The sequence below is a fragment of the Nodularia spumigena CCY9414 genome (genome assembly GCF_000340565.2).
Classification (GTDB): Bacteria; Cyanobacteriota; Cyanobacteriia; order Cyanobacteriales; family Nostocaceae; genus Nodularia; species Nodularia spumigena.
The window spans coordinates 2,195,053-2,221,670 of sequence record NZ_CP007203.1 but is presented as its reverse complement, the minus strand read 5'-3'; the positions used below and the strand labels follow the sequence as shown (position 1 = coordinate 2,221,670).

The following is a 26,618-nucleotide window of genomic DNA, read 5'->3' as shown; positions in this document are numbered from 1 at the left end:
ATTACGTAATTTTTACGACTATTTAACTGTAGTTGCGGTTACAGCCGTTTTCTGCCTCAGCACATAATTCGCCCAAGCCCTAATCGCTGCCACTTCATCAAGTCCTTCCGACATCGCACGAATGACCTGCTGCTGATATGAACTAGCAGCATGATTGGGGTCAACTTTATCAGCAGCCCAAGCCATGCAGATGATGTTCACCAGTTTATCAATTTCACTCAAAGGAAGCTGGCTAGGACGTTGAACATTGTTGGATTGCAGCCATTCTTTGACCAAATCAACCGGATAATTGAACAAAGTGCGAACTTGCTTCACTCGCAAGTCTTGTGGATGTGGTGCTACATTTTGAGGTTTGGTCTTGGGAATATTTTCTTCTTCAAGCTCAAAAACTTGATTGCCAGATAATTTAGATTGAATGCTTTGCATGATTTCTGCCCAATCCGCATGAGGATTCCAATCACTACGAATTGCCGATTTGTTCACTGCATTATACAAACGACAGAATACACAGTTTTCTTTTCCAGGTACGGCGGTAATCATCAGAGGTTGAGAGAAATCATCGACCAGAGATGCAGATAACAAGAATGTCTTAGTGAAATTGGTTTCAATTCCACTTCTAATCACATAAATTTCATCGGCACAGACGACGATATCTAGTTTAGGCTTATCCTCACCCTTGTACTCTTTCGTTGTCAACTTTAACTGAACAATATATCCTGTTAAAGCTCGTTGAAAAACTGGAATTTTCTTGTCTTGGTCAATAATATAGTTATACCAAACGTATGGCTCCCCTTGGAGTTCCCCCTGTCCGACATATATATAGATAGGCAGTGGTGGGTTGCATAATCCCAATTTTACTTCAGCCATTTTTAGAAATCCTCCAAGTCATCTTGAGTATTCTGCTTTGCAGTTCGCTTGTATTTATTCATCTGATATGCAGAATTTTTAATTAAAGGCATTGCAGCTTCTTTGACTGAAGCTTTAGCCTGCATATATAAGAATTGAGTCGCACCTTCTGCATCTTCTTCTGCGTCTATTTGCGCCCAAAGTGAACAGCCTAATTCCAGGGATTCGTAGTCACCCAAGTTGAATTTTCTATGATACGTTACAGAGATAGTTTTAATTTCCATTAAAGCACTTTCCAATTTCTCAAAAGTCTTAAGCGTAGCTTTCTTTCAATTACGTTCAACAATTTCTAATGAAAAACCACACCCAGTATTTATGACTTTTACTAACCCACGATCTACCAGTGATTGAATGACTGTATTAGAATATTTGAGGCTATGCAAAGGTGCGTAACCACCACGAACTCGAAGCCAGTCTAGTAGATTACTTGCTGTTAAGTCAGAGCAATTCTGTTTTCTAGGCATTGGTTTCAAACTTCAATATTTGCTATTAATTTGTGTGGAAATACTGTGTTCTACCGTTAATCCACCCTAGCTGTGGATTTCATCTCATTACATGGTAAAATTCGATTGATAAAAATAGATGCGTAAAGCAATTCCTAATACTGAAGTTGCCTTTATATTAGCGTTCCTGGGATTCATCGCCTAGTTCCCATTCCAAGTATTCCAGTGCTGAAATAGCGTCTCCAAGGGTCAAATCTGGCGAATAATTGATTTTCTTGAACTGGGGGGAATCATCAATTGCAGCTAGGGCAAGGTAAGCAGTTTTGATTAGCTGGCGGAGTTGTTTTGAGTCTTCAGGGTTGATCATGATCCTGTTTAAATAACTGTAATTGTTCGTAAGGATTAAAAGGCTTGTAGCTTCTGAGGGTTGCCCTAATCAGCTTTTTGACTTGGTTGTATCTAAGCTCTGAATCACTTTCGTCATCATGTGATGACGAAAATACAGCGCCGTCAAATATCGCAACTATTGAGTTTTCGCAACATTTACAGCCAACTAACCAACCTTGTATGACTGCTTCTGTAGTATCAATGTCGTCACCTTCTAATTCGCCTTCATAAAGAAATCCAAATTTAATCAGCGCAACTGCTACGGCTGTATTTTGGGCATTTAACCAACAAGGGAGGGGAGAAGATTTAATGAGCATAGGTGGCTTTAAAATCGTGATAATTACTTGGGTTCCATTCATTAAAAAAGCGCTCTGCTATTAACAAAACGCTTTTTAACTGATAATTTCTTCAGAATTTGTTAGGATCTTTACTGCCCCGTCCTTCCGAACCTATTTAACAACTCTTCACGAGTTAATTGCAAACAAAAAGGTGTAAACTCTTCTGGAGGTAGCCGTAATAAACTATCAACAACTCTCGACAATTCCTCATCTACAGAACCAAACCTGTATTTCAACAAATTTTCTATAACTTGGCGTTGTCCCTGCTCTACTCCTTCTTGTACAGCAGCAGCCCTGGCTTCTTGATAAGCTTCTGTTAAGTTCATGATTAACTCCTGATCATCTTCAGTTAACTTTTGCTGTGTCATTATACTGACGCGCCATCTGTAAATTATTTCTAAAACATTACGGCGCAGAAGGTTTTCTGGTGATAGCGCAACTAATTCACTGACTGCTTGTTGTTGAACCTTTCCTCTCCCTAGAAGCCTAAACCATAATGTTTCTTCTGTTACAGGCAACTCGTTAATTGCCAGTATCGCTGTTCTAAAAGCATCAGGTAGAAAATACACCCCAGGCAACCAAGTTTCTAGCTCTAGTTTAGCCCCAAAACTTTCTAACAATCCTGGGGACGCTGAGGGCGCTAAAATCCACAATCGAGCTAAATCATCCTCTGATATAGTTGTGTCTTCCCTTTTGGCTTTGCGTTGTGAATCTGCAATTACAGTGAACAGCTTTGTCAGGCAGTTCCGTATTTCTGTCCTGCTAGGCTGATTGCGAAAAGGTTCCAGCAAAGCCGTATTCAGCAGTGCAATTCTTCCCAGTAGTCCTAGATTTGGTGCTTGGGCCGTTGGTGCTGGTGAAAACAAAACATCTACCTGCCGAGCTTCATCAATTACTTCCTTGTTGGGTTCTACTTTGCCCAAGGGTGACAATAGCTCCTCTAAAAATTGCTTGGCAAATTGGTCGTGAGGTTTGCGGGTCATGTTTTCAGTAATGACCGTGTTTTATTATACGGTTGTGTCTACCTATGCGTTTTTGTGGCATTATTCTTAACGATTACAGTTTGGAGGCGATTGCACAACCGACAATCGCCTTTGTACTTTACGCCGCCACCAACTCCCGACTCTTTGGCACTGGCTCGTACTCCAACAGCATTCGCCATTCTTTATCCGTCAATTGGTCAAACGGTCTATTTAATAACTCCTCGCAAGATACAGTTTCAACCATTGACAACCACCAAACCCCGTCCAAAGCTGAATCACACGGTATTCTCCCTTGATCTTCCTCTGATGCTCGGACAAACCACCATTGATTGTTGGTGTAGCCTACTTCACCAAGTTTCACCTCGTGCTTATAAATACCGTCGTCCAGGATTTCAAAGCCGAACTTTTCACACTCGTTGAAAATCTGACACATTATTTCGTTATCAGTAGTGTTTGGGGCTTCTTGTTGTTGATGTACAGGTAAGCTTCCGTCTTTGTGATGGGTGCAGATATATCTCCACGCTCTCGCCCAGGTGTTTGCTCGATATATTTCCTCTCCATTGACCATCACGAGCCAGGGCTGGGTGACATCTTCATAGTCATAGGTGATTGCAGCTACGAGCTTTTGACCACAGTAAATTTCATGATCGTAAAAGCTGATTTCAATGGGGATCAATTCTTCTGGTGCTACAGTCTGCGCCTGAGCTTCAATGTAAGTGTCGAGTTCGGCTTGAGCTACAATCTGTTCGTCAACGAAAGAACCAAACAGTGCTTGCTGTGAATGTGTTACATAAGTCATAATAGGAATCTCCATTTATGGATAAAAGGCGATCGCAGATTTCTCAGGTCAGGCGATCGCCTTTGTTTGTGGTACGAATACGTTGTGGTGTAACGAATACGTTGTGGTGTAACGAATACGTTGTGGTGTAACGAATACGTTGTGGTGTAACGAATACGTTGTGGTGTACCCACAACGCTTTCACAACGATTTGGCGTAGCCATATATTAATTACTCCTAGCCAGTGACCAAGAGCATTACCAAGCAAGCAGGATACAGATAATGTCAGGCGACGGATACGGCTTGAAAAGTCCGTCGTCCTGCTGGTAATTCTTTATTTATGCCAATCCATTTCCCGGCTGTGTACCCCTCGCCTTCTCTGGTTGCGCCAGTGCCTCGGTTACTCCTCAAGCGGTCACTTTGGATTATGCTGTCAAGGTTCTGAAGGGTTTATCAGGAAACAGTGGTTAAAAGGTGATTGCACGAAGTTTTATCGGAACTTGGCAATTACCTTTTGCCTATGTCTTTATACTATTTATAGTATCACAACTATTAGTAATGCAAGATATCCAATTCGATATTTTTCTATTAGTCTTAGTAATACAACCTTTCGTTATCTATTAGATTTTTCTATCACTAGTAGATACACAAAATTAAGCAACACAACTACTAGTAGTGATACCATTAGGAGCATGAGTTAGGAATATGGCAGTGTTAATTACGCTTAAGAAAATTAGGGAAGCACAAGGGATATCTCAAAATGACTTGGCTAGAATAACTGGTTACAGCGTCCAAAACATACAAAAAATTGAACAAGGTAGGGTATCTTCTCTTACCTTGGATGCTTTTGACCGTTTTTGTAAAGCGTTAGGCTGCCTTCCCGGTGATTTACTGGTGTACACGCCTGATGATGATGGGTCAAAAGAAACAATATCTCAAGAACAAACCAAGGCTAACATCACAGTGAATGCAAAACAAACTACCAATTTTTCTGGGAGAAAAAAGTCCGTTGGACTGGTATTAAAATTTGAACAAAAAACGGCATAAGCCGAGCTGGTGAACAGAATAAGGACGAAATACCTAACAAAAAAATAGAACCAGCCATCAACCCTATTAATTATGGCTGGCGTGATCCCTCAAACCTTCGTAACCCTGAAGACGATGTAATTATAGATGGCTGGCGACGGCGCGCCGATGGCACTGTTGAGAAAGTTGAAAACACAGAGGAAAAACAATGACATCTTTTATATGTGACCAAATTATAGATTTTGAAGCCACTGAGGGTTATGAAGCCCAAGGTATTGAAAGGCTAATTAAGCGTATACAAACATTGCTTACACAGGTGGATGCTTCTAAGGTTGTAGTTTTGTTGAGAAATGCTCATTATCTGACTACAGCAGCATTTGCTATTCTTTACAACTACATTCGGGAACCAATTTCTAGCAATGTAGTATTTGTACTGGTTTCTGCTGACAAATCAAGGATATTCCCTCCTCTGCTAGATTTTGTTCAACATCAAATTGCAGCGTAACAACTAAAAGCGATCGCCATATGTAACGGGCGGATCAATCAGCGAACCACAGATAAAAATTGGAAACACAAACACAAAAGCAAATAAGTCAGCAGCAGATATAAATCTAGAATCCCCACTGCAAGTTTCTCAGGCTACCAGTGGGGACGGCACATAACCCGATAGATAAGGCTATTATGACTACACAAACAATACCAAATCATTCTACATCATGCACAGAATGGAATACCGGAAACTCCAAACCGATTCCAGCCCTTGATTACGTTGACCTCAACACCAGTATCAAAGAAACCTTCGCTGCCATTGACCGATTTGAGTGGCAAGCAGTGGATAAAATTCTCCAAATGCGGGAACAACAGATTTACCTTGAGGGTGGCTACAAAAACTTTGAAGAATACTGCCAGCGTGAATTGTCTGCCTGGGGTGGCTACCGACGGATAAACCAGCTGCTAGGGGCTAAGAAGGTCATTGAAGCCGCCGGTGAATTTGGCGGACATATCAAAAACGAGCGTCAATCCCGTCCTTTACTGCGTTTGGTCAAAGAACCAGAGAAACTCAAACAAGCTTTAGCGATCGCGCTGGAACAAAACCCTTCTCCTAGTGAATCAGACTTTGCTGCTGCGGCCAAGAAAGTGGTTCCTCCGACTGTGAGAAAAAAACATCCTGTTCAGGAACCAATGGTTCCGGAAATAACTAAAGTCACAGTTTCATCACAATCGCATTTTAAATATGGGGAATCGGGAATAATTGAGGCAGATCCACCCAACAATTATCAGCAGATTGTGACATTCCCTGATGGCGAGAGATTACTAATCAACAATGCTGATTTAGATACTTTCAGCGTATCCTTCCCTAGAGAGCGCAGATACCCCGCAGAATACACCGAAGTCATTGCCGCACTTGAACAACAGCACAGACAGGAGTTAGAGCGACTAGAACAAGAATTGAGGGTAGGTTTGCAAGCCGAAGCATCAGCCAGACCAGAAGCACAAATTCAAGAACAACTGGAGGCATACCAGAAATTATTACAACAACAGAAAGAGCAGAACATTCAGTTGCAGCAACGGTTGGACGAGATGGAAAACCTGCGCCACCTGGAGTTTGAAAACCAGCAACTTCAGCAACGCATTCAGGAATTGGAACACGCGGTACAGGAACATCCGAGTCAGCAGTGGGGGAACACTTTCAACAAACAAGCTACTAAAGCGTTAAATAAGCAGGTAAAACAGGCACTGGAGAGGACAATTGATCTGCGATCGCTAGCCACCGAACCACCCAAAGAAAATGCCCAAGAATGCTTAAGGCTCATGGGTTTGGCTTTGGGGCATTTAGCCAGTGCCATGAACAACACCCAAGCACTGGAAGCTGCGGCTCTGATTTTGGGCAGTGAACCGACACCTCAAGCGATCGCATATCGAGCCGAGCAATTGCAACTATTGCCCCAAGCAGTTAGTGATATTCGGCAGGTACTGGTGAAGCCGGGGTGTAGTTGGCAAGACTTTTGGGATGTTGCTCAAGAATATCAGGCTATTGAACAGGACTATTTAGCAGAGTTGACTACCCAGGAAACAGATTTAATTGCCGCACTCCAGAAAGCATCTGCTGAACCTCCCGTGATTGGACTTGGTTCTATCGTTGCTCACGCTGACCCCTACGATAGGTTTTATGTAGCTAGAGGGAAAGTAATTGAGGACTTGGGCGAGGAAGTTGTCGTCGCTTGGGAACACTCGAAAGAAAAATTTCAGAAAACCGACAAATATTCCAGAGATAAATTGCGACTCTGGCAAGGCTAACTAGTTTTACCCTTGCCAGTAATTTTTTAGACAAATAAATATGAATATCCAACCTCGCAATCATAGTGGAGGAGACGGCGATTGCACCCTTGGGGGGTGCATCGCCTCAGATTGTTGAGGGCGTGGAAGAAAAACAAGAAGAGTTACCTACGGTAACGGACTGCACATCGCTGGCGCTTGTGGATGCTGTACAGGGCGAATCTGCTTTTTTGGAGGGAGAAAACCAAAATTGTGATGTTGAGCCGAAAGATTGTCATGTTCGCGCAGCGTCTCGTAGAGAAGGCACTTATTCCGCCGCGCCCGTTGCCCAAAATGAACAAACTACGTTGATAGGTGAAAACAAGGTTCCGGGCGATGAGAACACAACTCATCATCAGCACACTCTTTCCGCCGCACCTGACCACAATAATGAAAAATGGTCGAGTGAAGGCATCGTAACCCGATTAAAAGCACGACCAAAACGGATGGACAAATTAAAGATGGCAGAGATACTTGGGGAAAAACCTGATTTTGAGTTTCTTTACGAGTGCTGGAATGATGATCCTGCTTTGCAAATCGTGATCAAGAAGCTTTTGGCGAAGTTTTTACAGTGGGGAATTGCGTGTGTGGATGGGGTGCTGGTTAATCGGGAGGAGTAGCTTGATCAGCCTGACTGCTGGCATATTCTAACACTCGTTCCCATTCCCAACGCCATGCAATATCTACCGTGATTTCTTTCCCGTTGGTAAATTAGATAAATAGCGTAGGCTAATAGAAAAACGGGATAAAGCTGAGGTGAAGATGTTAGGATTTTTGCAAGAGTTGGGATATGAGCCATGATTGATCATGACCGTTTATTTAAAGAACTCATTTCAACTTTTTTTATGGAGTTTATTGAGTTATTTGTACCGGATGTAATCTCTTATATAGAACCAAATACTTTAGTGTTTTTGGATAAGGAAGTATTTACAGACGTAACAGCCGGAGAACATTATGAAGCGGATTTACTTGTCCAAGTACAGTTCCGTGGTCAACCATCTTATTTTTTGATTCATGTAGAGAACCAAGCCACAGCACAAGCAAATTTTGGTAAACGAATGTTTCGCTATTTTGCGCGTTTATATGAAAAGTACGATTTGCCAATTTATCCGATTGTGGTGTTTTCTTATGACCAACCAAAGCAAGCTGCTGCAACTCAATTTAAAGTAGAATTTCCCCAATTTGAGGTGTTAAAATTTAATTATCGGGTTATTCAACTAAATCAATTCAATTGGCGCGACTATCTGGGACAAGCAAACCCAGTCGCTAGTGCGCTGATGGCAAAAATGCAGATTGCACCAGCAGACCGTCCCAAAGTTAAGTCCGAGTGTCTGCGGTTATTGGTGACACTGCGGTTAGACCCTGCGAAAATGCAGTTAATTTCGGGTTTTGTGGATACCTATTTAAATCTTACAGCATCGGAGGAGCAATCTTTTCAAGAAGAACTTGGTAGGATTGAACCAGAAGCACGGGAGGAAGTTATGCAGATTGTCACCAGTTGGATGCAAAAAGGGATTGAACAAGGAATTGAGCAGGGGATTGAGCAAGGGATTGAGCAGGGAATTGAGCGGGGGAAACGAGAGGGAGAAGTTTCTATTGTGATTCGTTTGCTTAAGCGGAAGTTGGGAAAAGTTGAACCGGGAATTGAGGCGCAAGTGCGGGAATTAAAGCTGGCGCAGTTAGAAGATTTGAGTGAGGCGTTGTTAGATTTCTCGAATGTGGAAGATTTAAGGTTTTGGTTAAGGTGATGTATCGAGTCCGCCGCTTAATGTTGCAGGTAGAGTCAGCCGATGTAAAACAGGTAATGATTACTTGCAAAAGCCGCTTTTACATCCAATTACCACAGTATTTGACTAAAGATAAACAACAGGATGCAATTGAGCAGGCTTTGATGTCCTGTAAAACGCGATCGCGTTTTACAGGACATCAAGCATTTCGCCAGAGTCTAGGCAAATAAGTTAGATGTCAAAGCAGTAGATATTAACCCACATTCCGCACCCTCAACTGTCACACATCAAGAAAAGAGCGCTAAAGTAGTACATAAGAACTAAACTAAATTAAGAAGAAAGAGGCTTAATAAGAATTAGTTGAGGGGGCGACAAAAATGGTAAAAGTATTACTCCCAGAGGGATTGAAGTAACAGACCCTCTCAAAAAAAACGGTTCTTATTGACAATACTATGTGGTTATTAGACAGCTAATTAAGAGGGACAGTTTGATGGTAAAAAAGAATGGTCTCGTCAAATTAACAAGACCCGAAATAAATGTTACCCTCATTCTATCAACCAATCCTATCCAAGTACCTCAGCCGTACACAATTAATTACTCTAAAAATGCTGGTATGGTTGCTACAAAGTCAGAAACAAGTAAAAATAGAAAGATTGGCTGCTACTATACCTTTACCAATACAACAAAATAGCCGTCGTCGTCACTTACGGTAATCCGGCTCTTGAAACATTATCAATTAGTGGTGATTGGGGATAGAGAATTTCATGGGATTGAATTAGCCAGTTGGTTGCACCGTCAAGGTTTAAAGTATGTTTTTCGACAAAAAAAGGACACTACTTTTCGGAAAAAAAGGCAAGATTTTCAACCGCTACATACGATTCCACTTTCTCCCGGTGACCGCCGATTTTATCCTGATGTCAATCTCACACAAAATAAAGGGTTTGGTCGTTGTAATTTAGCAGTTTATTGGAAACGAAAATATCGTGGCAAACAAGAGAAAGAGCCGGCGATTTAAATAAACGATATCTGAGTGTGAGCAAAAATAAACTAAATGATATACTGGTAACTAACAACCGTCCAGGCAATTTGAAAATTAGGCAACTACGAGTTACTAAAATTATATAGAGAAAGGGGAATAACCTAGCAATTCTTCCCCCAAAAAATCCTGTTGTGACAATCAATAAAATTTGGCAGGCTGTATAGGTTAATTTATTTAAATAGTTACTGGTGGGTAATCTTAAACCCATGATCCCAAAAATAATCAGACTAAAAATAGTCAGTTCTGGGAACCTGGCATTAAAGCGTGGGGAAGGAGATGATAGGGCAGCTGTAAAAACCGCGATCGCTAATAATACCCACTCCAAATACAGCAAAAATCGAAAAGGATGATTGTTAAATTGAATAGGACGACTCATGGAATTTGAGATGTTTATTTTTGGGGATACTAGAGATTTTGGTTGATATTCAATTTCATCAACCCAAATTTATTTTCTATCTATAGAGTAATTTATATGTAATTACCAATGACAATTTTCGGTAATGAATCGTGACTAAAGTCATGGGTGTAATCGTGACTTTATGCTCATGTCAGTGTGATTGGGGATTTCTTATGATGGTGACATCCAACCAGGAAACTACACGAAATCAACTATGAAACTCAAACCATTATCACTGCTCGCTGGAGCGATCGCCTTAACTGTAACTGCAATACCTGTTGCTGTTCAAGCACAAATGAGATCCTCTTCACCTCTACAACTGGCACAAATGCCCAAAAACGAAAGAGGTCAAAAAGGTGCTTGGCAAGGCTTAAATTTAACAGATACCCAAAAAGCTGAAATGCAGACCATTAAAAGCAATACTCGCGCCCAAATCGAGGCAATTCTCACCCCAGAACAAAAAGCAACATTGCAAGCTGCAAAAGAAGCACGTCAAGGTCAACCACAAGCAGGACAAGGACAAAGAGGAAAAAAGGGTTGGGCTAACTTAAATCTGAGTGAAGAACAGAAAACCCAAATGCGTCAAATTCGGGAAGCCTCTAAAGAACAGATGTTAGCAGTTTTGACTCCCGAACAGCGTCAACAAATGCAGGAAATGCGACAAAATATGCGCTCGCGCCGTCAGCAACGTAATTCCCAATAAACTTTTTATCCGCAACTATTTTTAACAGGCTGCTTGCAGAATCAGGAATCAGGGGAAATCATGCCATCCCCTTTCCTATTTCCCACACACCCAATAAAAAATTAGCCCCACACCTAGTAAAAATTAGGAGTTATGAGTTATGAGTTAGTAAAACTCCTAAGTTAATCTAAAATGTCTCAAGAATTCGCCATTGGTAGTAAAGTCAGAGTGATCGCACTACCAACCTACGTCAAAACCGCAGATCCCATGCCCATGTTACGCCCCCCAGATGTAATTTCTATTGGGGAAGAGGGAACAGTCCTAGATCGTCGTCCTGGAGGATATTGGGGTATACACTTTGCGAAAGGCAAATTTCTCTTAGATAGCCAATATATTGAAAGCACAGATACACCACCTGAATCTAACTTGGAAGCAGAAGAAGGTAACGAACAAATGTAAACTTATGTAAAGTTGTCATTTTGGTTTGCACCATGATTTCTCGGCGCAATTTTTTAAATATATTACTTGTCAGCTGTTTTGCTGTCATCAGTTGGTTGCATTTTACCCCGGCTGCTGATGCTATGGGTGGTAAACTGCCGGCAATCAATCAGCCAGCACCAGAGTTTACTTTACCCACCAACACAGGTAAGGGCAAAATTTCCCTCTCTGACTGGCGGGGTAAGTGGGTAGTTCTCTATTTTTATCCCAAAGACTTTACCTCTGGTTGCACCATTGAAGCTCGTCGTTTTCAGCAAGACTTACCGAAATACATAGAAAAAAACGTTCAGATTATTGGTGTGAGTGCAGATGATATTGATTCCCACGCCGAATTTTGTGATTCAGAGGGGCTAAAATTTCCCCTATTAGCTGATACCACTGGGGAGGTGAGTAAAGCTTATGGTTCTTGGATCGGTGTTGTATCCATGCGCCATAGTTTTATCATTGATCCCGAAGGAATTTTGCGTGAAACTTTTGTGAAAGTCAACCCATCAGTCCACAGTACAGAAGTTTTGGCGCAACTAGAAAAATTGCAGTCCTCAGCTTCTTAGCTTAAATCTTCTCACCTTTTGCCTGAAGGAGCGATCGCCAATCTGCGATCGCCTTTTCCGACCACAACCAATTCTTACTCAATTCATTTATCTGAAAATTCACTGGCTGATTAGTAATCACCATTTGTCTCAACTTAATTGCTTCATTGAGATATTGTTTTTGTTTACTCGTCCCTGGTTGATTATATGCAGATTTATATAGCCCCAGAGCTAATCCAGCATAGGAAGTTAAAGCTTCCTCAGACAATTCCGTATTGATTGCTACTGGTTTAATAGAGGCAGTATTTTGCTGTTTGAGAGCTAAATCCAAAGCCTTAAACCAAGAGTTATTAGCTCGATTTAAATCATTTTCGGCATAGTAAGCAAATCCCAACGCATTATTATATAAAATCGATTCTGGCTGAGATTTTACAGCAATTTGCCAATAACGGCGGACATCATCAATGCTGTATTTTTTGTTTCCAGTCTGGACAAACTGCCATGCTAATCGCCCTTTAAAAAAGTTAACAGATGGATCATCAAGTTGGTTTTGTGGAATTAAATTCAGGGCGGCTGAAGCCGCCCTCAGCGCACCACGATTCAGCAATTCTTCTACCACTACCAGCCCTTCTTGCAAGTCGCCCTGGCTTAATTTTTCTGTAGCTTTAGCGGTAACAATTCCAGTATCAGCCTGTTTGATGTCGATTTCTGGCTGATTGGGGCGGATTTGAGACTCGGTAGGAATATCACCTATTTCCGGTACAAATAAGGCTTGTCGATTTTGCTTCCACCAACCCAAGCCAATCATGAACGCGAAACCTAGAGTCAGCGCCGCTAATGCACTTGCGCCCACAATACTGACAATAGGTCGCAGTTTATAACGGGTACGGGGTTTAGGAGTTGATGGGACTGGTGACGATGTTATCCTTAAACGGAGATTATTCTGCTCTTGTGTAGAATTTCCAGTAGCTTCAGTGACCTTTTCTGGTGGTTCTCCCCATAAGTCTACGTCCTGATCCAGGGAAGCATCATCTTCAACAGCCGAATATTCCTGAAATTGGTAATCTTTCATCGGTTGCACAACTCCCCGATTCAGATGCAATTGCTCATTTGCTGCTTTTTGGTGATCTAGCTGACGAAATAAATCGGAAACTAAAGCCGAATCTTCTGCATAGTGAGGGTCGTCATCATACTCAATTTCATCAACTAAATCGCCCCAAGTCTCCTCACCTAGCCAGTCTAGCCCTGAAGAATCATGACCTAAACCCGAAGGAATCATATCATCAATGGGTAAAACTATCTCAGTATCATTTGCCGTCGCAAAATACATAGCAGTGGGGTTTGTTCTCAAAGCCTGATTATGACTATACCCGTTGGGTGAGTTTGCACTTGAAGATATTTCTGGACATAGCCGACCGTCAAAATCTTGTTGAAGATATAGAGTGGGTAACGCCCAGTAACTCTGGTGAGAACCATAAGCAGAAATTAACCCCTGACGTACCCGACTGACACACAAATCCACAGGATATCCCTGGCTGAGGTTGCGGTAAAGCAATTGTGTCAACGTTAGGGCTACTTCATCGGGGATTCTTTCGGACATAGCCAAAACGCCTCTAATGCCCCGCCTTACTAGGCTTTCTGTCAAGTTACGTTCACCCGTCATATCCCCTACCAAATCGGATGTAGCTGTATATGCTCCCCAACAGGAATTAAACACAGCCATTTGAATATTATTGTTAACCAGCAAGCCTGCTAAATCATCACCACTCAGAGTTTCGCTTAAGCCAGTTCTTCTACTGACAAGATAAATTTGTCCACCGTTGGGCCCTAAGTTACTATGACCGGAGTAGTGTACAACTTGGTATCTTCCTTGTTCTAAAGCTTGGGTTAATTCTTCGCGCCCTGGTTGATCTAGCAGGGTTAGTTCAATATCGGGTAAATGATGGCCACTTTCGTCAGTTTGTGGTGTTTGACGGTGAAGTTCAGCTTGGAGGTTAATAGCTTCTTGTTTGAGTAAATCGAGGCGAACCTGATCAGGAGGGGAAGCTAGCACCATTAAGACTTTCACACCACCAGTTTGTGGTAGTGTTGGTCTGTTTCTGGATGGCAAACCAGATGCAGCCATCATTCCGGTTTGATAGCGAGAAAAAGCAATATAAGGGCCAGTCGCCAGGGGGCGATCGCCAGCGTGCATCACTTCCCAAGGCAGACGCGCTAACCTGATATCTTTTAGCCCCAAACGTAGCCGCAGTACTTGTTGATGGTTCTGGGCAATACCTTGGGCAGTAATCCAACTGTCTCTGAGAGTGCCTTGAAACAGTGCATTATAAAATTTCTGTCCCAATTCCACCAGATTTACAGAGTTTCTAGCCATAGCTTCTCCCTGTAACACCGATTTCAGTGGGTCATTCATTAAATGTGCCGCAGATGCCAACCACTCAGTTACAGGCCAGGTTACCAGTTCTTCTGCCAATGGCACCCCAGGCGCGACTTGTTCTGTCCGTACCAAGTAGTCATTCTGCCCTACTGGGGTTACGGAAATGTGAAATTCCTGGGTCACAACTTTTCCTGTTCGCCTCCTAAATCTAGTTTGAAACGCGAAAGTTTCAATTCGATTTTTCGCTCCGTCTGATACCTTAGATGCATCCTGCTACTGAATGTTTCTCAACTAAATTATTTTGCTCCCTTGGCTATAAGTTTATCCGGATTAGCTCCCACCTGCATAGAAAAATTTATTAGTAGATGCACCCTGATAACTAACTCCCCTGACTGGCTAACACCCGTTGGGGGATTTTTTTGTGCAATTCACAGTTTCTGACAGTTTCTGAAATTTTGTCCGGAGAATGGTAGATGTGCCAGGAAGATTAAATTGGTAGATGCACCCTGATAACTAACTCCCCTGACTGGCTAACACCCGTTGGGGGATTTTTTTGTGCAATTCACAGTTTCTGAAATTTTGTCCGGAGAATGGTAGATGTGCCAGGAAGATTAAATTGGTAGATGCACCCTGATAACTAACTCCCCTGACTGGCTAACACCCGTTGGGGGATTTTTTTGTGCAATTCACAGTTTCTGAAATTTTGTCCGGAGAATGGCAGATGTACCAGGAAGATTAAATTGGTAGATGCACCCTGATAACTAACTCCCCTGACTGGCTAACACCCGTTGGGGGATTTTTTTGTGCAATTCACAGTTTCTGAAATTTTGTCCGGAGAATGGTAGATGTGCCAGGAAGATTAAATTAGTAGATGCACCCTGATAACTAACTCCCCTGACTGGCTAACACCCGTTGGGGGATTTTTTTGTGCAATTCACAGTTTCTGAAATTTTGTCCGGAGAATGGTAGATGTGCCAGGAAGATTAAATTAGTAGATGCACCCTGATAACTAACTCCCCTGACTGGCTAACACCCGTTGGGGGATTTTTTTATGCAATTCACAGTTTCTGAAATTTTGTCCGGAGAATGGTAGATGTRCCAGGAAGATTAAATTAGTAGATGCACCCTGATAACTAACTCCCCTGACTGGCTAACACCCGTTGGGGGATTTTTTTATGCAATTCACAGTTTCTGAAATTTTGTCCGGAGAATGGTAGATGTGCCACGAAGATTAAATTAGTAGATGCACCCTGATAACTAACTCCCCTGACTGGCTAACACCCGTTGGGGGATTTTTTTATGCAATTTACACTATTGATGATGATAGGTTTCTCCGGAGAATGGTAGTTGCAGCGCGAAGATTAAATTGGTAGATGCAACCTGATAATTAATTCCCCTACCTGACTAACACTCATTGGGGAATTTTTTTCTTCTGTAAACAGCAACCATCATATCATTAATGATAATTTTGTCCAGAACAAACTTAACTGATGCTTGATAAATGCGTCCTGATAATTAACTCCCCTAGACTGCCACCAGTGAGGGATTTTTTTATGTTGGGTAGAACCAACATTCCCATTTGTGACAATTTTATCCGGAACATGGTATTTGATCCTAGAAAAGTTGATTGGTAGATACACACTGATAACTAACTCCCCTGGCTGGCTGCCACCACTAGGGGTTTTTTCTATTAAAACAGAATAATAACAAATCTTGGGAAAGATTTATCCGGAGGGCTGGACTCAACCTGAGAACATTTAATTAGTAGATGCACCCTGATAACTAACTCCCTTTGCCGGCAAAGATTCGATGGAGTTTTTTGAGAAAGTCTTCTGCCGATAGCCTTAGCTCATTTGTTGTTGCTTAGGCAAACATTATAACGCAAGATTATGAAAATGTTCTACTGTAGATAGTTTTTTATTCCTAATATTGTCAGAGTTTATTGACAAAACCTAGATTGCAACCATTTCTGAAAATCTGTACAAGACTACCAATAAATAAATAGAACTGGACAAATGGAAATCAAGAGCTTGAGAGCTTACCGTTTTTACAGTTTTACCTGATATTCGCAGTTAAAGACTGTTAAACAAGTAACAGAGGATTTAAGTTATTAGTTTTTTAATAATTGGTTTTTGCCAAGTGTTCCAAAGTTATCACACCAAGTAAGCTTTTGCATCCCTTACCTAGCAGACGTTGGTTTATCAAACTTTCTAGGTTACTTCACCCTAACACTATTAGCCTTGTAGCAAATCAGTATTGCATTTTTGCATTACTTATGAGATTTGCCTAATATATTGCCTAGATATTATGCAAAACTACATTTTGTAGATGTATTGATTGTAGTTTTATCTATCCTATCATAATTTTTAGTTAAATAGCTAGATTTTTGTTAGATAGCTTTGATCTTTTAAAAAGCCGGGGGATCATTTGCTCACAGGCTTTCCGGCGAATTTTCCCGCCCTAGAGCGCCGCTTTGATCACCCAATGCAATAAAAATTTACAGCCTTTGATTGATTATATAAATAATTGCGATCGCTTACCTACGGAGTATTTCCTCGGATGTTTGCTCAAAGCATTAATTTTTTCTAGAATTTTATTGTTGGTTTTTGACTGATGTGGTAGTCTCCCTAAAGCTTATATATACATAGCCTCATGAGTTTAGCTGTTATTAAATTTTCTTCAGAAGACTGCGGTATCTGCCACAAAATGTCTTTTTATGACAAAAAGGTGGCTGAAGAGTTGGGTTTGCAATTTATCGACGTGAAAATGCAAGATACGGCTAGTTACCGTAAATATCGCCAAGTTTTGTTATCTCAGTATCCAGATAAATCAGAAATGGGATGGCCTACTTACATTATCTGTGAATCTCCAGAGGGAGAATTTCAGATTAAGGGTGAAGTCAAAGGAGGTCATCCCAAAGGTGAGTTTAGAACTAGTCTACAAGAAGTCCTCAATTCGGCGGCTAGTTAAAGCTAAACTACTTCAAAAGATTTGACTTCCAGGACAGGGCCTATCATGGCAATAGTCATGACATCTTCACGTACTTGTCCTGTAACTTTTGCTGTTTGTCCGGCTTTAAGCAAGTTTTTGTCAGCACCTCTGAGGATTTCGTAAGTATTACCCTCATCTGTAACTAACGCCCAAACGCCAGTACCAATATTTCGGCGTTCAATTGTACCTGTAACTGTAATGCTCATATTTTCTAGGGAGTAGGGAGTTGGGAGTTGGGAGTTGGGAGTTGGGAGTTGGGAGTAGGGAGTTGGGAGTTGGGAGTTGGGAGTTGGGAGTTGGGAGTGGGGAGTGGTGAGTGGGGAATAGAGATTGAGAAGTTTCTTCCCCCCTGCCCCCTGCACCCTGCCCCCCTGCCTCTTCTCCCCTGCACCCTGCACCCTGCCCCCCTGCTTCTTTCCCCTTATGTTGTTTGAGTTTCGGTTTTTAATGCTAAACGGGCTAGTCCATAACAGAGTATGGCGTTGATGATGAGGAAACTCCGCGCTAGGTAGCTACTTCCTAAACCCCACACTGCTGGGTCGTAAATGGCACTAACTGTTAAAAATGCCGCGAAGCCCAGGGACGAACCAATGGCAAACCATTTCCAGCTAGGATGTCCTAAGAATAATGCTATTAAAACTACGGGAATTAACACGCTGGCAAATATGGGATTTAAGGCGTTAGTTCCTTGAAGGGTGTTTCCTAGTTCGGGAATGGAACTGCCTAAAACTCGGAATGGCCATTGGGGGAGGTCAAAGATATATAATCCCCGGAGGAAGAATAAACCAGAACTACCAGCTATTAAGCCACTGGATAAAGACCAACTCCAGGCGAAGGGGAAGTAAACCCGCAAAAACCAAGCTAGAAGATAGGAACCCAATACCATGAGTAGTTTAGGTACTAATGCTACTGCACCGCCATCAATCCAAAAACGAGGGTTGAGATAACCGTTATCTCTTAACCACCGGAAGAAGTCTTGGAAGCTGATTTGTCCTTGTGTGGCGAGTTTGACTGCGGCTTCGGCGTTAAGTTGTCCAGCGCCATAATAGTTAAAGCTATCATCTTGGATAATTCTTGCTGACTGCTTGAGGACTTTTAATATTTCGTCTGGTTCAGTGACTCCAGAAGCTTTAATTAATGCGGCTACACCTGCAACGTGGGGGGAAGCCATGCTTGTTCCCTGGAGTGCGAGAAATACTCCTTCGCCGTTGTTGTCGGGGTCGATGGTTTCTTGGAGAATTGCACCAGCGTCACTACCACCAGGTGCGGAAATATCTACGCCTGCGCCAAAGTTGGAATAAGCGGCTTTTTCTCCGTCTGGACCAAATGCAGAAACGCCAATTACGTGGGGGTAACGTGCGGGATAACTTGCGCCATTGGCATTTTCGTTGCCGGCTGCGGCTACAATGGTTACGCCTTTGTTGTGGGCGTAGTCGATGGCTTGTTTCATTAATTGGCTTTCACCACCGCCACCTAAGCTCATATTAATTACGTCTGCACCGTTGTCAGCAGCAAATTTAATTGCTTCGGCTATGTCGGCGACGGTTCCGCCACCGTAGGCGCTGAGAACTTTTAAGGGCATGAGACTGGCTTCGTAGGCAATGCCGGCTACACCATAAGTGTTATTGGTGGCTTGGGCTATGGTGCCGGCGACGTGAGTACCGTGTCCGTTATCGTCTGTGGCTTCTTCGCGATCGCTCACAAAATCATACCCTTTCACAAATTTCGTGTCTACCAAGTCACGGACGCGAGTTATGCCAGTGTCAATTACAGCTACTGTTACGCCACTGCCTTTGGTTTGAGTCCACGCGCCTTCCATGCCGATGTTGTGCAGGTTCCACTGTTTGCTGTAAAATTGGTCGTTAGGGCCAATTAATGTGGGATTTGCTTGATGATCTGGAGATGGTAAAATATCTTCAAACCAAGTTGCTGCGGCTGGTAGAGGAATCTTTCTATATATGTAATTTGGCTCGATTAATTGTGTAAATTGGGCGAATGGAGATTTTTTCAGTTTTTTCAGTCGCTGGCGATCGCCTTCAATAATATACACATGATCTGACGCTGAAAATTGATTGTCTAATCGGGGTGTGACGTTGTATTCTTGAGCGATCGCTTGTAAATTCTGCTCTATTACCTCTGCGGGAATATCTTGGCGAAAATCTAGCAAAATCGTCTCAAACTCGCCTTTAGCTGCTAAACCCTGAAAATTCAGGAAACCAAATACAGCAGCCCCCAGCCCGATGAGAAACAAGCACAATAATATAAGTTTTTTCATCTTAACTGATTACAGCTTTTTGCCAGTTTTCTCACTACCATAACTTATCTTCGTGCCTGATTGGTGTACTATTTACAATTTTTACTCAAGATTTAGGACTATATAAACAATGGAACGTGGTCTTTTATGGTTGCCTTTGCTAGTTGCATTTTTCTGGTTGGCTTGGCAAGGTTCAAGGGAGTACCAGAAGCTGGAAGCATATCGTCTTTGGGCGGAGCAATTTGATAAATCCAAATATGATATTTATGCTGTATTGGGTTTAAAAGATAACAATATAACTTGGGGTAAACCCACACCTAAAGGGCTGATTGAATTAGACACTTTTTCTCTGCTGGACGTTAAAGATATACGTCTTTTGGTAGATGATAAAATAGTAGAATTGGAAAATTATCCCCAAAAAGGTCGAGCTATTGAGTTAGAATTTCTCTTGTCTGAATCCCCATCTGTACGCATTCCATTCACAGAAGTTCCTTTAGCTGCAAAATGGGGTAAGTATTTGCAGGGAGTCTGGCAAGATTTAAATAAAGAACAAAATCAGTAGTGTAAAATTTCTCTTTTTTAACAGCCCAGCAACTACCATCTCAACTATAATTTCTATGAACGCTGAAATCACCTCTAGAGTACCTGTGGCTTTAACCATTGCTGGTTCAGATAGCGGTGGTGGTGCGGGTATTCAAGCTGATTTACGTACCTTTGCTTTTCACCGCGTCCACGGTACGAGCGCTATTACCTGCGTGACGGCACAAAATACTTTAGGTGTGGTGCGGGTTGATGCTATGTCTACGGAGGCGGTGATAGCCCAAATTCAAGCCGTGGTGGAAGATATTGGTGTGCAAGCTGCAAAAACTGGAATGTTGCTGAACCAGAAAATTATCTCTGCTGTCGCCCAGCAAGTGGAAGCATTACAAATTCATAATTTAGTTGTTGACCCGGTAATGGTATCACGCACAGGGGCGCAATTAATTGACGATGATGCAGTGAAAACTCTGCGTTATGTCTTATTACCTCAAGCGGCTATTGTGACACCAAATCGTTATGAGGCGCAGATTTTAAGCGGTTTAGCAATTAATACTTTAGATGAGATGCGGGCGGCGGCTCAAGTTATACACCGAAATCTCAAGGTAAAAGCCGTTTTAGTCAAAGGTGGCGGGATGCTGGGTAATTTGCGTGGTGTTGATATCTGGTTTGATGGGCAGAAACTGGAAACTTTAATTACACAGCGAGTGGAGACAAAAAATACCCACGGTACTGGTTGTACACTATCAGCTGCGATCGCTGCAAATTTGGCCATGGGTATGGACTTATGGCCTGCTGTACAACAGGCAAAGGAGTATGTAACTAATGCACTCACTTACGCCCTCGATATTGGCAAAGGACAAGGGCCTGTGGGACACTTTTTTTCCCTGTTACAAAATTAACTCATGTGTGTTGTGCTAGTGGTTAACTGTTAGGAAGAGAATTTGTCTAATATTCTGGGACTAGTTTCAGGGGGACTATACTTTGCTAATATCTCTGTACGAACTGATAAATTAAATTTTTGATACTAACTTATCTATGCAAACAACCCCCAATTCTGTTCCCCGCAATTCAGCCAAACCACCAAATTCTTCAACCCAGCCGACATCTGTACCATTGTATGTGTACCGGGAATTAGCCACAGAGCTACAGTCAACACAAGCAAAATTAGATACACTCACTCAACAAAATCACCAACTAGAGCAAGAAAATGAATTATTACGTCAAGAAATTAGCAAAGTTGTTCAGTCTTTGTTACATCTGCAAAAGTTTGTAAATTCTAGTCCTAAACCGAGTCATTCCCAAGCCACCCATGCTGCTGGTGAAGCGAAAAATCCAGCCACAGCAGCCCCTCCACCTCAGCAAGCTTCTCGTCAGAGTCCACCCGTAGTTAAAGAAAACAGGCATTACCCTGAATTCTCAGCACCTGTAGAAATAAATCACCCCATACCAGAGACATTTTTTATAGAAGAGCAAGAGGTTCACTATTATCACCCGACGAAAAGAAAAGTTAAAGAATTTAGTGGCTGGTGGTTAGCTGTTACGATCTTCTTAATCATGTTCACTGCTTTTGGGGCTGGGTATTTGATTGTGCGTCCCTTGTTTGAAAATCAAAATCGTTCGTTAACCTCACCTATGTGACTAGTACAGTACGGCGTAAATAGGACAACCATTTAAAATCAATCAAAAGCCTATAAAGTCAGACTTTTGACTTTTGACTTTTGACTTTTGACTTCCGCCTTGCGGTACTAGGGCGATAAATTAGCTTTTTCTGATCATTTATTTTTGAGTTACAAAAATTACATACAAAAACCTCACCAAAATCTCCGCACCAAGTCAGAATTATTTTGGTAGGGCGCATACAGTTTAAAAAAAGTGGCAATTCTTACATACTTGCTGATACTGATTAAAATCAGCGTTGGCGCGACATCTCCAATTGGAAAATATGGAGTTTTGCCCCTATCGGGTAAATTGATAAACGAAGCTATTAGTAGTTAAGGAGTCGAGACATGAAAAAAGTAGAAGCAATTATTCGCCCATTTAAGCTTGATGAAGTGAAAATTGCTTTAGTCAACGCTGGTATTGTCGGTATGACGGTTTCTGAAGTCCGGGGGTTTGGACGGCAGAAAGGACAAACAGAACGTTATCGCGGTTCTGAGTACACCGTTGAGTTTCTGCAAAAACTGAAAGTGGAAATCGTCATTGAGGACAGCCAGGTTGATATGGTGGTGGATAAAATTATTGCTGCTGCACGCACAGGCGAAATCGGCGATGGCAAAATTTTCATCTCGCCTGTAGAGCAAGTTGTGCGTATTCGTACTGGGGAGAAGAATACAGAAGCCGTTTGAGTATTGAATGCTGTTCAGTAGCTCAATTTTGGCGTTGCTGATTTCAAATATGAATTTGTCGTTGCTCCGCTCCGCTAGCACGCACTAGCCTAGCGTATGGCTAAGGCGTGTCTTAGGCTCTATCACGAAGTAAGTTAGGCGCATTCGTTGAAAACGTTCCCGTAGGGTAGAGACAAAGAAAAAAGGTAATGTTGGCATTTCATACTTTGATTCAGCAACGCCACAAATTTTTGTTTAAATCATTGGTGATTAGCGGGCTAGATGCCCGCTCCACAAGACATTATGGTATATTTTATTCATAAAAATTAGTAAATTGGTTTTGAAATTTTGTCATGTCCTCAGCGCCCTGTCCGTTGCTATAAAAGCGGGGCGAGTTTTTTTGGATGTGTCGGCAATTTAAATAATGTCAAGTGTTAGTAAATAAAATTGATTTTACTACACAATACTTCATGTATAAATATTACGAAAGCTTGCGGAATATCACGTTATTTGTCATCTCCTCATAATTTTTCATTAGACTTGAGATATAAATAGTTTTTTTAATGACGTTGGGCTGATTAATTAACAGCCCTGATTTTCTACAAACAGCTTTTTATTATCAGGATTATAGAATAATATGAATTACTGTCCTTGTTGTTCAGGATTACTTTTGCCACATATACGTGTTTCAGGCTTTGCTTGGTTTTGCCGTCATTGTTGGCAAGATATGCCAGTATTTTATCAGCAAAATCCTGTTTATCTGGAAAAAGCGTTTCCTGATAACTTAGCTGAAAAAGTTCAGCCTACAGAGAATAATATAATTTACCCTGGTAAAGGTCAAACTATCACTGGCTGGATTGGAGTACAAGATGTTCCAGCCTAATTGATATCGACTGAATTTACAGCAATTTTCAGGTAAAAAAAACCCTGTAGAGACGTTGCATACAACGTCTCTACACTGTGGTCTAATTAACCGAGAACTGCTGTATTAATGTGTGTACTTCATTTACTTACAAAGTCCTGTAAATTATTCTTATCAACCAAAATCCCGATATTGTCACATACCGGGATTTTAAAACTTTCAATTCTCTCGATTTAGATAGAGTAATATGGAATATTGTATCTAGTAAATTTACCAAAAAAAGCGAGTTACATTTAAAAAACCAATAATTAATTCGTGGTTTTTTACCAGAGTTTCTTATGTAAGTCGCTTCAAGTTATTTTTGCAGGATCAATCTTCCTCCCATGTTTCACTACTCAATAGGTCAATAATCCTATCTCTGAGCAAAAATTCATGCTTTTCTAATTCCGTTTCAAACAATATCCAGTCACGATTAGGAACGTATCTACATAAAGAGTAGATTGGCTGTTGACGGTGAAGAAGTCCTTTTTTGACCAGTTGACGAGCTTCTTCCCTAATCACCCCAATATCATATCTAACAGCAGTATCCATAGCTCATTATTTTGCTTTTGCTCAAGGAATTGATATGTAACACAATATTTTTTGGCTCTGTCTTTAAGTTATCAAAAAAAATAGGTGAGATTGTGAAGAATCAAAACATTTCAATTTTAAAAGAGCCATTTTTTCTTTAATACCAAGTTGCAGTTGCAGAGGCAATTTGCCTTTATGAGTCGAGTTTAGAGGAACTCTATCTATATGCACTTTGCCCAGAATCGCATATTTAAACATGAATTGGTATCAGTCTTTAGGTAGACCCCTGGAAAAGTATAAAGAAAAAAAGATTGGCGCGGTTCCTTACCAAAAAATATTATTACCATAAGAGGATGTAGATTGCCTAGTGGGTGAGATACCTGTTGGCTAAGTCAAGAATAAAGGATACATTTCAACCGTCATTCTGGGTTTGTGGTGTATAGCAACCGCCAAGGAGGTTAAGACATAAACGGATAATAAAACCGAGAAACAAAAAGGGTCTTAACCCAGTCCCCAGTCCCCAGTTATATCTTCGATTTAAAAAGCTAATTAGAGAATTATTAAAGTATGTTCCTGAATATTGACAAAGTTCGCCCATATTTTCCCGCACTGGCGGGAGATTGGACTTTTTTTGATAATGCTGGTGGGTCTCAAACTCTGAAAAAAGTAGTAGATAGAATTAGTGAATTTCTCTTGACTACTGATGTCCAATTGGGGGCTTCTTATGCGGTTTCTCAACTAGCTGGCGAAAGGGTGGCTTTGGCTAATGGGGGAATGGCGACTTTGATTAACGCCAAATCACCGCAGGAGGTTGTCATGGGTTCATCTACTACCATGATGTTGAAAATACTATCTCTGTGTTTGAGCCAAACTTTTACACCAGGCGATGAAGTGATTGTGACTAATTGCGACCATGAAGCTAATATTGGGGCTTGGGTAGCGTTGGAAAAGCAAGGAATTACAGTTAAAGTTTGGCAAGTTCGCCCAGATACTTTAGAACTGCATTTGGAGGATTTAGAACTATTAATGAGTGGGCGCACAAAATTAGTGGCTTTGACTCATGCTTCTAATATTTTGGGAACTATTAACCCGATTAAAGAAATTACTGCATTTGTCCATGAACGGGGGGCGATGGTTTGTGTGGATGGTGTAGCTTATGCGCCACATAGATTAATTGATGTTCAAGATTTAGATGTGGATTTTTATGTTCTGAGTTGTTATAAGGTTTATGGTTCTCACTGTGCTTTACTTTATGGGAAGAAAGAACATTTATTCAGAATTCCGGGCTTGAACCATTATTTTATTGAGCAGTCTGATATTCCTTATAAGTTTCAGTTAGGAAATCTTAATTTTGAATTGACTTATGGGATGTTGGGTTTATGTGATTATTTGAGTGAGTTGGCACAATTACACTATGGTGATGATACTGCACCTGACCTGAGAGGTCAAATGGCGCAGGTGTTTGATTTAATTAGTGTGCATGAAGAAAATTTGAGCGATCGCCTGCTAAAATACCTCAATAGTCGTCCGAAAATTCGCGTGATTGGTAAATCAACGGCGCATCGTGAATTGCGTGTTCCGACGATATCTTTTACTGTAGATGGTGTTCATAGCTCAACCATTCCCCCCAAGGTTGATTCTGCTTATATTGGGATTCGCTACGGAGATTTTTATGCTAAACGCCTGATTGAATATTTGGGATTAGCTACTCAAGGTGGAATCATCCGCGTGAGTATGGTACATTACAATACCCTTGCGGAAGTTGACCGTTTAATTGAGGCTTTGGAACGGGTTTTAATTTAACAGTTATCAGTTATCAGTTATCAGTTAAGAGAGATAATTGGGTTTCACAGTTTTCGGTTAATTAGATTACAGTGTAGAGACGTTGCATGCAAAGTCTCTACAGGCTTTAATTTACTGTTCACTGATTTAACTTTTGGCATTTGTCGAAAGGGTAACTGATTCGCTAGGCTATGAATATCCTATTTATTTTCTGGTGTGCTATGGATTTTGAAGGTAAAGCCACCGCCCCAATTTCTAGGAAAAATATCAAGTTAGAATTTGCTCAACTGAGTAAGACTTCTAAACCCCTGGAATTGCTGCGATATTCTGAGGCTGTGTTACGTCGCCCGACTGTGGCGGTACTGACTCCTATTTTACCGCCCAAGCTGAGTCAAAAGTTGCAGGTAGCTTCCACTGTGGCTGATGAATCTTTACAGGAACTAGCAGAAATTAATCTAGAGCAAATTAGCGATTTTGAATTACGCCCAGCACGAATTTATATTGGTTTAAGTTTTGTGGGTTTTGGGGCGTTGATGATACTGGTGTTGCTGCTTTATTTGAAGTCTTTGCATCCAGCACTCAATACCATTAACCAAATTCGCCAATGTTGGTACGAATATGTTTGGTTTGTTAGTTTGGGTATCACAGGAATGTTTATTCTGGGTAGAGAAGCGATGCGTCCTATTCCTAAGCTCAAAAAAATTAAAAAACGTTAAAAGTTTAGACATTCTTAACTGGAAGTATAACCCCACTTCTATCCCCTCCGGTGCAAGAAAGGAGGGGAATAAGAGGGTTTTGAAATTAAGTAAATAACTATAAAATAATCTATAAAGTTTTAATTCAACGAGTTATATTCAGGACTTACGCA

At 41.4% G+C, this 26,618-nt stretch carries 32 protein-coding genes and 1 pseudogene; 19 read left to right on the top strand and 14 right to left on the bottom strand.

Going from position 1 to position 26,618, the window contains the following annotated elements:
* Nucleotides 1–18 precede the first annotated feature (18 nt).
* The 9 genes from NSP_RS09900 to NSP_RS27195 all read right to left on the bottom strand — a co-directional run bounded on the left by NSP_RS09900 (nucleotide 19) and on the right by NSP_RS27195 (nucleotide 4,246).
* Nucleotides 19–867, bottom strand: a complete 849-nt coding sequence (locus NSP_RS09900; protein ID WP_006197195.1) for a hypothetical protein — start codon at nucleotides 865–867, stop codon at nucleotides 19–21.
* Nucleotides 868–869: 2 nt separating this feature from the next.
* The gene (locus NSP_RS09895; protein WP_006197194.1) at nucleotides 870–1,130 is read right to left on the bottom strand and encodes a hypothetical protein; all 261 of its coding nucleotides are present in this window, start codon (nucleotides 1,128–1,130) and stop codon (nucleotides 870–872) included.
* A 45-nt stretch (nucleotides 1,131–1,175) separates the two neighbouring features.
* Nucleotides 1,176–1,370 (bottom strand): hypothetical protein, encoded by a 195-nt coding sequence (locus NSP_RS26855; protein WP_006197193.1) that lies wholly within the window; start codon nucleotides 1,368–1,370, stop codon nucleotides 1,176–1,178.
* A 157-nt stretch (nucleotides 1,371–1,527) separates the two neighbouring features.
* Nucleotides 1,528–1,716 (bottom strand): hypothetical protein, encoded by a 189-nt coding sequence (locus NSP_RS09885; RefSeq protein ID WP_006197192.1) that lies wholly within the window; start codon nucleotides 1,714–1,716, stop codon nucleotides 1,528–1,530.
* On the bottom strand, nucleotides 1,703–2,095 hold the full coding sequence (locus NSP_RS09880; protein ID WP_006197191.1) for a hypothetical protein: 393 nt from the start codon (nucleotides 2,093–2,095) through the stop codon (nucleotides 1,703–1,705). The genes NSP_RS09885 and NSP_RS09880 overlap by 14 nt, the downstream gene beginning before the upstream one ends.
* A 68-nt stretch (nucleotides 2,096–2,163) precedes the next feature.
* Nucleotides 2,164–3,057, bottom strand: a complete 894-nt coding sequence (locus NSP_RS09875; RefSeq protein ID WP_006197190.1) for an RpnC/YadD family protein — start codon at nucleotides 3,055–3,057, stop codon at nucleotides 2,164–2,166.
* A 118-nt stretch (nucleotides 3,058–3,175) separates the two neighbouring features.
* Nucleotides 3,176–3,856, bottom strand: a complete 681-nt coding sequence (locus NSP_RS09870; RefSeq protein ID WP_231859566.1) for a hypothetical protein — start codon at nucleotides 3,854–3,856, stop codon at nucleotides 3,176–3,178.
* Nucleotides 3,853–4,059, bottom strand: a complete 207-nt coding sequence (locus tag NSP_RS25295) for a hypothetical protein (RefSeq protein ID WP_144360520.1) — start codon at nucleotides 4,057–4,059, stop codon at nucleotides 3,853–3,855. The genes NSP_RS09870 and NSP_RS25295 overlap by 4 nt, the downstream gene beginning before the upstream one ends.
* A gap of 61 nt (nucleotides 4,060–4,120) precedes the next feature.
* Nucleotides 4,121–4,246: a hypothetical protein gene (locus NSP_RS27195; protein ID WP_267897139.1), complete on the bottom strand. Its 126-nt coding sequence runs from the start codon at nucleotides 4,244–4,246 to the stop codon at nucleotides 4,121–4,123.
* Nucleotides 4,247–4,540: 294 nt separating this feature from the next.
* Between NSP_RS27195 and NSP_RS09865 the strand changes: the two genes are divergently transcribed.
* The 8 genes from NSP_RS09865 to NSP_RS09835 all read left to right on the top strand — a co-directional run bounded on the left by NSP_RS09865 (nucleotide 4,541) and on the right by NSP_RS09835 (nucleotide 9,919).
* Nucleotides 4,541–4,882, top strand: a complete 342-nt coding sequence (locus NSP_RS09865; protein ID WP_006197188.1) for a helix-turn-helix domain-containing protein — start codon at nucleotides 4,541–4,543, stop codon at nucleotides 4,880–4,882.
* Between the two features lie 187 nt (nucleotides 4,883–5,069).
* Nucleotides 5,070–5,366: a hypothetical protein gene (locus tag NSP_RS09860; RefSeq protein ID WP_006197187.1), complete on the top strand. Its 297-nt coding sequence runs from the start codon at nucleotides 5,070–5,072 to the stop codon at nucleotides 5,364–5,366.
* 176 nt (nucleotides 5,367–5,542) lie between these two features.
* Nucleotides 5,543–7,159, top strand: coding sequence for an AAA family ATPase (locus NSP_RS09855; protein WP_006197186.1), 1,617 nt, complete (start codon nucleotides 5,543–5,545; stop codon nucleotides 7,157–7,159).
* A gap of 122 nt (nucleotides 7,160–7,281) precedes the next feature.
* A complete protein-coding gene (locus NSP_RS09850) occupies nucleotides 7,282–7,797 on the top strand; it encodes a hypothetical protein (RefSeq protein ID WP_231859565.1) in 516 nt (171 codons plus the stop codon).
* A gap of 177 nt (nucleotides 7,798–7,974) precedes the next feature.
* Nucleotides 7,975–8,925, top strand: a complete 951-nt coding sequence (locus NSP_RS09845) for a DUF4351 domain-containing protein (RefSeq protein WP_006197184.1) — start codon at nucleotides 7,975–7,977, stop codon at nucleotides 8,923–8,925.
* Nucleotides 8,925–9,134 (top strand): hypothetical protein, encoded by a 210-nt coding sequence (locus NSP_RS09840; protein ID WP_006197183.1) that lies wholly within the window; start codon nucleotides 8,925–8,927, stop codon nucleotides 9,132–9,134. The genes NSP_RS09845 and NSP_RS09840 overlap by 1 nt, the downstream gene beginning before the upstream one ends.
* A 306-nt stretch (nucleotides 9,135–9,440) precedes the next feature.
* Nucleotides 9,441–9,617, top strand: coding sequence for a hypothetical protein (locus NSP_RS25960; protein ID WP_157133666.1), 177 nt, complete (start codon nucleotides 9,441–9,443; stop codon nucleotides 9,615–9,617).
* Between the two features lie 8 nt (nucleotides 9,618–9,625).
* A complete protein-coding gene (locus NSP_RS09835; protein WP_006197182.1) occupies nucleotides 9,626–9,919 on the top strand; it encodes a transposase in 294 nt (97 codons plus the stop codon).
* On the opposite strand, the pseudogene NSP_RS26850 reads toward NSP_RS09835, so the two are convergent.
* Nucleotides 9,909–10,319 (bottom strand): annotated as a pseudogene (locus tag NSP_RS26850) (sensor histidine kinase); the annotation flags it as partial. The gene NSP_RS09835 and the pseudogene NSP_RS26850 overlap by 11 nt on opposite strands.
* Before the next feature lie 235 nt (nucleotides 10,320–10,554).
* Between NSP_RS26850 and NSP_RS09830 the strand changes: the two are divergent.
* The 3 genes from NSP_RS09830 (at nucleotide 10,555) to NSP_RS09820 (ending at nucleotide 12,071) form a co-directional block, all read left to right on the top strand.
* Entirely contained in the window at nucleotides 10,555–11,043 is a 489-nt protein-coding gene (locus NSP_RS09830) for a hypothetical protein (protein ID WP_006197181.1), read from the top strand.
* A gap of 171 nt (nucleotides 11,044–11,214) precedes the next feature.
* Nucleotides 11,215–11,481 (top strand): regulatory protein SipA, encoded by a 267-nt coding sequence (gene sipA / locus NSP_RS09825; RefSeq protein ID WP_006197180.1) that lies wholly within the window; start codon nucleotides 11,215–11,217, stop codon nucleotides 11,479–11,481.
* Between the two features lie 32 nt (nucleotides 11,482–11,513).
* Complete coding sequence (locus NSP_RS09820; RefSeq protein WP_006197179.1) at nucleotides 11,514–12,071, top strand: peroxiredoxin; 558 nt, start codon at nucleotides 11,514–11,516, stop codon at nucleotides 12,069–12,071.
* 1 nt (nucleotide 12,072) lies between these two features.
* On the opposite strand, the gene hetF is transcribed toward NSP_RS09820, so the two are convergent.
* Nucleotides 12,073–14,610: a cell division protein HetF gene (hetF, locus tag NSP_RS09815; protein WP_006197178.1), complete on the bottom strand. Its 2,538-nt coding sequence runs from the start codon at nucleotides 14,608–14,610 to the stop codon at nucleotides 12,073–12,075.
* Nucleotides 14,611–17,079: 2,469 nt separating this feature from the next.
* On the opposite strand from hetF, the gene NSP_RS09810 reads away from it, so the two are divergent.
* Nucleotides 17,080–17,397, top strand: a complete 318-nt coding sequence (locus NSP_RS09810; protein ID WP_006197177.1) for a hypothetical protein — start codon at nucleotides 17,080–17,082, stop codon at nucleotides 17,395–17,397.
* Between the two features lie 2 nt (nucleotides 17,398–17,399).
* Here the strand turns inward: NSP_RS09810 and NSP_RS26275 are convergent, their stop codons facing one another.
* Together NSP_RS26275 and NSP_RS09800 are read right to left on the bottom strand one after the other, a co-directional pair.
* A complete protein-coding gene (locus NSP_RS26275) occupies nucleotides 17,400–17,624 on the bottom strand; it encodes a hypothetical protein (RefSeq protein ID WP_173403276.1) in 225 nt (74 codons plus the stop codon).
* Between the two features lie 215 nt (nucleotides 17,625–17,839).
* Entirely contained in the window at nucleotides 17,840–19,693 is a 1,854-nt protein-coding gene (locus NSP_RS09800) for a S8 family peptidase (RefSeq protein ID WP_006197175.1), read from the bottom strand.
* Nucleotides 19,694–19,802: 109 nt separating this feature from the next.
* On the opposite strand from NSP_RS09800, the gene NSP_RS09795 reads away from it, so the two are divergent.
* The 5 genes from NSP_RS09795 to NSP_RS24040 all read left to right on the top strand — a co-directional run bounded on the left by NSP_RS09795 (nucleotide 19,803) and on the right by NSP_RS24040 (nucleotide 23,419).
* Nucleotides 19,803–20,234: a hypothetical protein gene (locus NSP_RS09795; protein WP_006197174.1), complete on the top strand. Its 432-nt coding sequence runs from the start codon at nucleotides 19,803–19,805 to the stop codon at nucleotides 20,232–20,234.
* A gap of 55 nt (nucleotides 20,235–20,289) precedes the next feature.
* Nucleotides 20,290–21,111: a bifunctional hydroxymethylpyrimidine kinase/phosphomethylpyrimidine kinase gene (gene thiD / locus NSP_RS09790; protein ID WP_006197173.1), complete on the top strand. Its 822-nt coding sequence runs from the start codon at nucleotides 20,290–20,292 to the stop codon at nucleotides 21,109–21,111.
* Nucleotides 21,112–21,247: 136 nt separating this feature from the next.
* Nucleotides 21,248–21,850, top strand: coding sequence for a bZIP transcription factor (locus tag NSP_RS09785; RefSeq protein ID WP_006197172.1), 603 nt, complete (start codon nucleotides 21,248–21,250; stop codon nucleotides 21,848–21,850).
* A 368-nt stretch (nucleotides 21,851–22,218) separates the two neighbouring features.
* A complete protein-coding gene (locus tag NSP_RS09780; protein WP_006197171.1) occupies nucleotides 22,219–22,557 on the top strand; it encodes a P-II family nitrogen regulator in 339 nt (112 codons plus the stop codon).
* 616 nt (nucleotides 22,558–23,173) lie between these two features.
* A complete protein-coding gene (locus tag NSP_RS24040) occupies nucleotides 23,174–23,419 on the top strand; it encodes a hypothetical protein (RefSeq protein WP_071839289.1) in 246 nt (81 codons plus the stop codon).
* 348 nt (nucleotides 23,420–23,767) lie between these two features.
* On the opposite strand, the gene NSP_RS09775 is transcribed toward NSP_RS24040, so the two are convergent.
* Nucleotides 23,768–23,989, bottom strand: a complete 222-nt coding sequence (locus NSP_RS09775; protein WP_006197169.1) for a DUF4327 family protein — start codon at nucleotides 23,987–23,989, stop codon at nucleotides 23,768–23,770.
* Nucleotides 23,990–24,535: 546 nt separating this feature from the next.
* Between NSP_RS09775 and NSP_RS09770 the strand changes: the two genes are divergently transcribed.
* Together NSP_RS09770 and NSP_RS09765 are read left to right on the top strand one after the other, a co-directional pair.
* On the top strand, nucleotides 24,536–25,771 hold the full coding sequence (locus tag NSP_RS09770; protein ID WP_006197168.1) for a cysteine desulfurase-like protein: 1,236 nt from the start codon (nucleotides 24,536–24,538) through the stop codon (nucleotides 25,769–25,771).
* Between the two features lie 200 nt (nucleotides 25,772–25,971).
* Nucleotides 25,972–26,466 (top strand): hypothetical protein, encoded by a 495-nt coding sequence (locus NSP_RS09765; protein ID WP_006197167.1) that lies wholly within the window; start codon nucleotides 25,972–25,974, stop codon nucleotides 26,464–26,466.
* Nucleotides 26,467–26,618 lie beyond the last annotated feature (152 nt).

Excerpts from the sequence above, each read along its gene's own strand:
- NSP_RS09900 (WP_006197195.1), bottom strand. The coding sequence starts at position 867 with ATGGCTGAAGTAAAATTGGGATTATGCAACCCACCACTGCCTATCTAT.
- NSP_RS09895 (WP_006197194.1), bottom strand. The coding sequence starts at position 1,130 with ATGGAAATTAAAACTATCTCTGTAACGTATCATAGAAAATTCAACTTG.
- NSP_RS26855 (WP_006197193.1), bottom strand. The coding sequence starts at position 1,370 with ATGCCTAGAAAACAGAATTGCTCTGACTTAACAGCAAGTAATCTACTA.
- NSP_RS09885 (WP_006197192.1), bottom strand. The coding sequence starts at position 1,716 with ATGATCAACCCTGAAGACTCAAAACAACTCCGCCAGCTAATCAAAACT.
- NSP_RS09880 (WP_006197191.1), bottom strand. The coding sequence starts at position 2,095 with ATGAATGGAACCCAAGTAATTATCACGATTTTAAAGCCACCTATGCTC.
- NSP_RS09875 (WP_006197190.1), bottom strand. The coding sequence starts at position 3,057 with ATGACCCGCAAACCTCACGACCAATTTGCCAAGCAATTTTTAGAGGAG.
- NSP_RS09870 (WP_231859566.1), bottom strand. The coding sequence starts at position 3,856 with ATGACTTATGTAACACATTCACAGCAAGCACTGTTTGGTTCTTTCGTT.
- NSP_RS25295 (WP_144360520.1), bottom strand. The coding sequence starts at position 4,059 with ATGGCTACGCCAAATCGTTGTGAAAGCGTTGTGGGTACACCACAACGT.
- NSP_RS09865 (WP_006197188.1), top strand. The coding sequence starts at position 4,541 with ATGGCAGTGTTAATTACGCTTAAGAAAATTAGGGAAGCACAAGGGATA.
- NSP_RS09860 (WP_006197187.1), top strand. The coding sequence starts at position 5,070 with ATGACATCTTTTATATGTGACCAAATTATAGATTTTGAAGCCACTGAG.
- NSP_RS09855 (WP_006197186.1), top strand. The coding sequence starts at position 5,543 with ATGACTACACAAACAATACCAAATCATTCTACATCATGCACAGAATGG.
- NSP_RS09845 (WP_006197184.1), top strand. The coding sequence starts at position 7,975 with ATGATTGATCATGACCGTTTATTTAAAGAACTCATTTCAACTTTTTTT.
- NSP_RS09840 (WP_006197183.1), top strand. The coding sequence starts at position 8,925 with ATGTATCGAGTCCGCCGCTTAATGTTGCAGGTAGAGTCAGCCGATGTA.
- NSP_RS25960 (WP_157133666.1), top strand. The coding sequence starts at position 9,441 with ATGTTACCCTCATTCTATCAACCAATCCTATCCAAGTACCTCAGCCGT.
- NSP_RS09830 (WP_006197181.1), top strand. The coding sequence starts at position 10,555 with ATGAAACTCAAACCATTATCACTGCTCGCTGGAGCGATCGCCTTAACT.
- sipA (WP_006197180.1), top strand. The coding sequence starts at position 11,215 with ATGTCTCAAGAATTCGCCATTGGTAGTAAAGTCAGAGTGATCGCACTA.
- NSP_RS09820 (WP_006197179.1), top strand. The coding sequence starts at position 11,514 with ATGATTTCTCGGCGCAATTTTTTAAATATATTACTTGTCAGCTGTTTT.
- NSP_RS09810 (WP_006197177.1), top strand. The coding sequence starts at position 17,080 with ATGAGTTTAGCTGTTATTAAATTTTCTTCAGAAGACTGCGGTATCTGC.
- NSP_RS26275 (WP_173403276.1), bottom strand. The coding sequence starts at position 17,624 with ATGAGCATTACAGTTACAGGTACAATTGAACGCCGAAATATTGGTACT.
- NSP_RS09800 (WP_006197175.1), bottom strand. The coding sequence starts at position 19,693 with ATGAAAAAACTTATATTATTGTGCTTGTTTCTCATCGGGCTGGGGGCT.
- NSP_RS09795 (WP_006197174.1), top strand. The coding sequence starts at position 19,803 with ATGGAACGTGGTCTTTTATGGTTGCCTTTGCTAGTTGCATTTTTCTGG.
- thiD (WP_006197173.1), top strand. The coding sequence starts at position 20,290 with ATGAACGCTGAAATCACCTCTAGAGTACCTGTGGCTTTAACCATTGCT.
- NSP_RS09785 (WP_006197172.1), top strand. The coding sequence starts at position 21,248 with ATGCAAACAACCCCCAATTCTGTTCCCCGCAATTCAGCCAAACCACCA.
- NSP_RS09780 (WP_006197171.1), top strand. The coding sequence starts at position 22,219 with ATGAAAAAAGTAGAAGCAATTATTCGCCCATTTAAGCTTGATGAAGTG.
- NSP_RS24040 (WP_071839289.1), top strand. The coding sequence starts at position 23,174 with ATGAATTACTGTCCTTGTTGTTCAGGATTACTTTTGCCACATATACGT.
- NSP_RS09775 (WP_006197169.1), bottom strand. The coding sequence starts at position 23,989 with ATGGATACTGCTGTTAGATATGATATTGGGGTGATTAGGGAAGAAGCT.
- NSP_RS09770 (WP_006197168.1), top strand. The coding sequence starts at position 24,536 with ATGTTCCTGAATATTGACAAAGTTCGCCCATATTTTCCCGCACTGGCG.
- NSP_RS09765 (WP_006197167.1), top strand. The coding sequence starts at position 25,972 with ATGGATTTTGAAGGTAAAGCCACCGCCCCAATTTCTAGGAAAAATATC.